Source organism: Protofrankia sp. CiP3 (genome assembly GCF_917627345.1).
Classification (GTDB): Bacteria; Actinomycetota; Actinomycetes; order Frankiales; family Frankiaceae; genus Protofrankia.
Window position 1 is genome coordinate 3,380 of the sequence record NZ_CAKJTM010000143.1, and the last position, 6,318, is coordinate 9,697.

General features: G+C 64.8%; 8 protein-coding genes. 3 read left to right on the top strand and 5 right to left on the bottom strand.

Going from position 1 to position 6,318, the window contains the following annotated elements; all coding sequences use genetic code 11:
- From MJ797_RS24395 to MJ797_RS24405, 3 genes are all read right to left on the bottom strand, one after another.
- Positions 1–1,502, bottom strand: a 1,502-nt coding sequence (locus MJ797_RS24395) for an FtsK/SpoIIIE domain-containing protein (RefSeq protein ID WP_239341676.1), incomplete at its 3' end; no start/stop codon positions are given.
- A 119-nt stretch (positions 1,503–1,621) separates the two neighbouring features.
- The gene (locus MJ797_RS24400; RefSeq protein WP_239341678.1) at positions 1,622–1,939 is read right to left on the bottom strand and encodes a hypothetical protein; all 318 of its coding nucleotides are present in this window, start codon (positions 1,937–1,939) and stop codon (positions 1,622–1,624) included.
- Positions 1,936–2,358 carry a plasmid replication, integration and excision activator gene (locus MJ797_RS24405; protein ID WP_239341680.1) on the bottom strand — a complete coding sequence of 141 codons (423 nt, stop codon included), beginning with the start codon at positions 2,356–2,358 and terminating at the stop codon, positions 1,936–1,938. Before MJ797_RS24405 ends, MJ797_RS24400 begins: the two co-directional genes overlap by 4 nt.
- Before the next feature lie 232 nt (positions 2,359–2,590).
- On the opposite strand from MJ797_RS24405, the gene MJ797_RS24410 reads away from it, so the two are divergent.
- The gene (locus tag MJ797_RS24410) at positions 2,591–3,010 is read left to right on the top strand and encodes a helix-turn-helix domain-containing protein (protein ID WP_239341682.1); all 420 of its coding nucleotides are present in this window, start codon (positions 2,591–2,593) and stop codon (positions 3,008–3,010) included.
- Positions 3,011–3,094: 84 nt separating this feature from the next.
- Here the strand turns inward: MJ797_RS24410 and MJ797_RS24415 are convergent, their stop codons facing one another.
- Together MJ797_RS24415 and MJ797_RS24420 are read right to left on the bottom strand one after the other, a co-directional pair.
- Entirely contained in the window at positions 3,095–3,322 is a 228-nt protein-coding gene (locus MJ797_RS24415; RefSeq protein WP_239341684.1) for a hypothetical protein, read from the bottom strand.
- Positions 3,319–3,600 (bottom strand): hypothetical protein, encoded by a 282-nt coding sequence (locus tag MJ797_RS24420; protein ID WP_239341686.1) that lies wholly within the window; start codon positions 3,598–3,600, stop codon positions 3,319–3,321. The genes MJ797_RS24415 and MJ797_RS24420 overlap by 4 nt, the downstream gene beginning before the upstream one ends.
- A 305-nt stretch (positions 3,601–3,905) precedes the next feature.
- Here MJ797_RS24420 and MJ797_RS24425 point away from each other — a divergent pair, with 305 nt between their 5' ends.
- Together MJ797_RS24425 and MJ797_RS24430 are read left to right on the top strand one after the other, a co-directional pair.
- Positions 3,906–5,387, top strand: coding sequence for a helix-turn-helix domain-containing protein (locus MJ797_RS24425; RefSeq protein ID WP_239341688.1), 1,482 nt, complete (start codon positions 3,906–3,908; stop codon positions 5,385–5,387).
- 200 nt (positions 5,388–5,587) lie between these two features.
- Positions 5,588–6,280 carry a hypothetical protein gene (locus tag MJ797_RS24430; protein WP_374582923.1) on the top strand — a complete coding sequence of 231 codons (693 nt, stop codon included), beginning with the start codon at positions 5,588–5,590 and terminating at the stop codon, positions 6,278–6,280.
- The last annotated feature ends 38 nt before the right edge of the window (positions 6,281–6,318 follow it).

Genomic DNA, 6,318 nt, shown 5'->3' on the forward strand with positions numbered 1-6,318 from the left:
TCCACATCCGGGGTCCAGCCGTCCGGACCACCACCGACAATGTCGATCAGTTCCGCGACCGCCGGCACCGGATAGCGTCGCGCCATCCGCGCGATCTCCGCGTCGTCGACCCAGCACGCCCGGACCCGGACCGGGTCGGCCTGGCCGTCGGCGAGCACATAACCGACCCCCGGCATGTCGTCGCTGATCTCATCGGCGCGTGCCCCGCGATCCCGGGCACCATCACCCAAGACGAGATCAACCTGGTCGGCGTCGGTCATCCGCAACGCGACCCGGACCGGGAACAGATCCCGAAACGGCAGCACCTCTTTACGGGGGTCCTGCACCGCCCCGACCACCACCACGCCCGGTGCCCGGCCCTGGGACAGCAGCAGCGGCAGGGACGCCGCCAGCCGCCGCTTCAGCTCCCGGTCGGTGACATACGCGGTCAGCGAAGCAAGCTCATCAACGATGACCACGATCAACGGTTCGCCGACGGTGGGGGTGTGCAACCGGGCCACCCCCCGCAGCCGGGCCGCCCGTTTCCGCATGACGGTGACCGCGTCGTCGAGGAGATCGGCGATGCTGTCGGTGTCGGTCGCGAACCGGGTGAACATGCTCTGCCCGAACGCCAGCTCCATCCCCCCTTTCGGATCACACACCCAGAGTTCGACGATGCCGGCGCGGACGGCCGGGCCGAGGCCGCGGATCGTCGACCAGATGACCGAGCCCTTCCCCGCCCCAGTCGCCCCGGCGATCAGGACATGGGCGCCACGCACGGGGAGCCGCCACAGCTCGCCGTCCTCACGGCGGCCCACCGGCAGCCCCGACAGATCCACCGGCGAGCCATCATCATCCCCACCATCTCCATCCGCATCCGGACCATCCAGATCGACCGGCGGGACAGGGTCGGCGAGGGGATCACGGCGGGTGAACTCCACCCAGACGAACCCCACCTTCCGATCCGGACGCACCCGGCAGGCCTGCGCGCGGAACGCGTGGCGCAGGGCTTCGGCCTGCTCCGCCCACAGCTCGGGGGTCTGCCCGTAGAGCAGCTCCACCCGCAACCGGTCCCCCCACCGATCGCAGCGGACCTGACGAATCCGCGGGAACGTCTCGGCGAACGCCACCCGCTCGGCGTTCGACGTCGGCATCCGAATCGCCAGCCCGGTATGCACCATCACCGGCCGCCACCGCCACCGATACACGACCAGCAGCCGCCACCGCCCCCACACCCACCGGACCAGCCAGCCAAACGACCGGCGATGAGCCAGCCGCCACACCCCGGCCATCAAGAACAGGCCGGCAACGCCCAGACCCAGCCCGGCCAGGCCGAACCGGTGGCACACCACGAGCACGGCGAGCAGCAGACCCACCGGCACCGGATGCCGGGCCAGGAACACCACCAGATGGACGCATATCTTGCCAGCCAGTCCGACAAGCAGCATCCACAACGGCACGTCCACCGTCGGATGCCGGGTTGGTACCTCGGGAAACGGCCGGGAGCCGTTGATTTGGGCCATGACAGATCACACCCACCTTGCCTGTGGACGAAAAGAAATAAGGGTCAACGGTCCGGGACGAGCGGAGAAGAAGGAAACTCAGACAGCCGTCCCGGACCCCGCGATGAAAAGAAACCGATTCAGGCCGCTATCGCCGACCCGTCTTGCGCGGTGTCGGTCGTGCTGTCCAGGAGAATCCGTTCACAGTCGATGAGATAGTCGTTGGCGGCCTGTACCAGCGCGTGGGCGAACTCGATGTGGTCGGTGGTCACTGCCCCGCCCGCCGCCGAGATATCCAGGTGGACGCGGCCGGTGTCCAGGGCAAGGATCGGCCGCGTATCCGGATAGGTGTAGCAGCGGGCTGACCAGTCCGAGCCGACGTGCACGCCCACATGCCAGGACGACCGGACCGGCACCGGCTCACCCTCCGCGCCCGTGGTGGATGTCGGCGCGGTCATGCCGCCGCCCGCCCATCGGCGACCCGCCGGCCCGCGGCACCGACCGGCCGCATGCCCTTGGCGCGCAGCGCCAGGCCCAGTTTCGGGGTCGGGCCGAACCTGTTCACCCACGGCATGACCGTCAACCCGTCGAACTCCACCGGCCGCAACGCCGTACCCGCCACCGGCTCCGGGGGCACCGGCTGCACCGCAGCGGGAATCTTCACCTTCACTTCCGCCGACCCCGCCCGCGCGTTCGGGTCCGCGTCCATCACCCGCACCGCCCACAGCGGCTCACCGGTTTCCTTGTCCCGCTCCTGCGCATCCGCCACCCCCGCCTTCGACTTCTCAAAGTCATTGGCCGCCTCCACCCCCAGCACGAACGCGCCATGGGGAAACACATCCCCGAACGCCACCGGAATCCACCGCGGTATCGCCATCGCCGCCCACCTCCGTAGAAATCAGGTCCGGATGTCGCCGGCATCTTGCCGTGTTCCGGACAGCTCCCACAGTGCACCGCTCACTAACCGCGCATCAACCTTTAGGCAAAAGTCACATGCCAACTTGATATAAGCGCGAAGCAAACGGTATGCGCACACGACCCGATTCCGGCCGACGAATAGGCAACTTCAGCATGACGCGCATGTTTGCTTCACAGCTAAGATTGATGACATGAACGACGAGAACCGAAGATCACCCGTCTACACGGCCCGTGGCGCGATCGCGGGTGAAGAAGACTGGCAGGCGGTCGCCGACGCTGTCAATCAGCGGATGGCTGCCCGCCGCATCGGACAGCAGAAACTCGCCGACACCTCCGGCGTATCCGTCTCCACCGTGCGGCAGGTTCAACACGGCGCACACGGCCGCCGGGTACAGAACGCCACCCTGTCCGCGATCGCCCACGCCCTCGGCTGGCCTGACGATCACTTGATTCAGATCTTAGTCAGCAACCACACATCAGCCGCGTCCGCCGACACGATCGACCAGGAGATCCTCGCCGGTATCGGCCGCATCGAACAGCGCCTGGACGACATCAACCATCGTCTCGCCGCCGTCGAGAAACGCGTCACCGCGGGCACGACCAACAGATAAGGGGCCAGAACCCCGACATCGGACATAGTTGCCCGCCAGGATTCTGACCCCTGCGTCTCGCTGCGGCATCAGCCGCCCGACCACTCAGCCCAGCACGGGTGACCGCCCAGCCGACTCCCGCACCAACATCAGCTCACCCACCGGCCGGAACACCAGCGTCACCTCGACATCGCCGAACGCTTCCGCGAACCCGACCCCGTCCGGCAGCGAGGCCCAGGCCCGCATCACGTCCACCGGCCGGTCCGCCGGCCGAATCGTGATCGTGCACATGCTCCCGTCTGACATGGCGCCGGACTGCCCGTCGCTGGTCATCGGCCGTCAGCCCGCCGCACGGACCGAGCTAACGCCGCCCCCAGGAGCATCCGCCCAGCCGCAGGAGCCGTCGCGGTGTCCACGAAGAAGAACAGCGGACACACCTGATAGGCCTCCCAGCCGCTCTCCACCGCGAACAATTCCGCCGACGCCGACGAATCAAACGTGATCGTCGTGTCGCGGACCCGCCGTTCCTCCCCCGCTTCGAAGCGCACCACCCCGTAGAGCATGGACAACCGCCCATCCCCACCGTCATCCACCGTGTCTGCCCCGGTCACCAGCCACCACCATCCCATCCTGTCATCGGCTCGGATGCCGGCCCGGCCCCGCGGAGACGACGCGCTCGACACGGAACCGGACCGGTTGCGGCACAGACTCGCGTTGCACCCCATCGCACCGAAAGACAAGATTCACCATCTGAGAATCATCTGATCATGCGGTAGGCAAGCGACTCGCGGATAAGCGGAACGCCTGGCACGGTAGGCGAGGTTGATATACGAAGATGCCCCGACGGATGTACCGTCAGGGCCAGTCCTGCCACGAGACGTGACCCTCGCTCCCGGCTGGAAGGCAACTGCCCGGCATGCCACCCTTCACACTCGGCCCATACACCGTCTCCGAACGACTCCTGTCACGGGATGACATGCGCGCCGCACTCGCCGCCCGTGACTTCGGCGCAGCCTTCCGACTCATGCGCAAGTACGACGGCGCCAGTCAGGACCGCATCGCCTCCGGAGTCGAAGGACTGAGCCAGAGCCGCGTCAGCAAGATCATGCGTGGTGAGGATCGGATCGCCACCCTCGACCTGATCGAACGCATCACCGACGCACTCCGGATACCAGGCGCCTTGCTGGGCCTTGCCCCCCGACCATGGGAAGTGATCGTCACCGACGCCCGGTCAAGACCAACGCCGTCACAAGCCCCCGCACGAACAGCACCAGCCCAGCTCCACAACGTCGAAGTGGACCAGCGGGACTCGGTCACCCTGCTAAACAACGACGACACGTGGACGCCGCACAGCACCGAGGAACTCGCCGACCTGCTCGGCACGGACGACGGACCTCCCGTACATGCAGCCAACGCCGCCCGCCTTGCCCACGAATGGCTGATCGCGGAACCCCCACAAATCATCGAAATACAGGCCGGACGGCGTATCGGTACCGGCCTCCTGCACAAGGTCGAAGGCCGGGTCGCTCACCTACGCAAGCTCGACGACTTCATCGGCGGGAAAGACCTCAACAGTCTGGTCGAACGCGAACTCACCGCCACCATCGACCTCCTGCGCACAGCCAGCTACGACGAACGGCTTGGACGCCGTCTCCTGTCCGCCATCGCCGAACTGTGCCAGCTCGCCGGCTGGGTTGCGATGGACGCCGGACTACCCATACCCGCGTCCCGGTACTTCACAGGCGGAGTTAAGGCCGCGCACGCCGCAAATGACCAGCCCGTCGCCGCGAACCTGATTTCCACACTGAGTTATCAAGTCGCCAACCAGGGTGAACCGGCAGACGCCGTCCTGCTCTCACACACCGCCTACCAGGGCGCCCGCCGGACCGCGACCGCCACCACTCTCGCCCTGTTGAAAGAACGGGTGGCATGGGCACACGCCAAAGTTGGCGAACTCAAGAATACCGAGAAAGCACTTGCCGAGGTCGACCGCCTCTACGAACAGCGACGGCCCGACGACGACCCCACCTGGGTGTACTGGCTCAACGAGGACGAAATCAACATCATGAAAGGCCGCTGCTACGTCGAGTTGACCAAGCCCCGCCGCGCCGAACCACTGCTCACCAACGCCCTGAAGCACTACAACGACGACCACGCCCGCGAGGTCGCCCTGTACGAAACATGGCTTGCCGAAGTCCACATCCAAAAAGGCGACATTGACCAAGCCTGCGCCAAGGCCACCAGAGCTCTCCTCCTGGACGCACGGACAAACTCCACCCGCAGCTCCGAACGAGTCCAGACCCTACGCACAAAGCTCCGTCCCTACGCAGACAGCCACGCCGTCCAGGAGTTCGAAGAACTCTACCGCTCCACCATCGAGACATCTGAACACGACTGACAGTCGGACCAACGTACGGATGTACGTATCGCACTGTCTGCCGAATTCCTCGTTTTAGGATCAAGGGTGCCGATGGCGGACGGACCGCGCCGCGCGACGGCTGCGCGTGGCGCTGGCGCGCCATGCTCGCCGGCGCGTCGCGCCTTTGGCGGTACCGCTATAGTCAACCGAGGCTCAGGACGGGGGTATAAGCGGTGGACATGGCTAGCCTCGCCGTTATCGTTACCGCAAGCTTAGCAGGGCTGGTAAGCCTTTTTGGATCTTACTTCGCGAGGGTGAATTTTCGAGGCTCTGAGGCTAAGATTCTCGAAGAACTGAAAGACCCCCCAATTTTGGATCGAAGAACGCCCGATATACCCGAGCAGCCCGCACCGATGTCGGAGGCCGACATTCGGTTCCACCTTGAGACCGAGCGAATCAGGATTCAATCGGATATCGAAGAGCGGCGATACAGGCTCCTTCGCCAGTACAGCAGCCAGGGCCTCGCTCAGTCTCAAACAAGCTTCCTTGTGAACATAGTATTTTCCTCACTTGGATTTCTGGTCATTATGGTCGGAGTTGTGCTTGCCGTGATGAACAGGGGTGTAGCGGAGTCGGTCATACCGGTGGTTTCTGGCACTGTTGTAAATGCTGTCGGCGCACTATTTTCAATCCAAGACCGACGCGCGCGCGGGACGATGGAAAAGTTCTTTGACAAACTTCGGGACGACCGTAAACTGGATGATGCCCTGGCGCTTATTTCGGGCGTTCCAGATGATGTTACCCGAAGTCGCCTCCAAGCGCTCCTGGCGCTTCATTTCGCCAATGTCCCTAACATTGAAATTCTCTTTAATACCACCGTCGACAAAAATTCCGCCACAGACCCCATGGCCACAGACCGCACGACGACCTGATGTGGTTTTACTTGGCCACGCGTCCCCCGCTAGAGGGC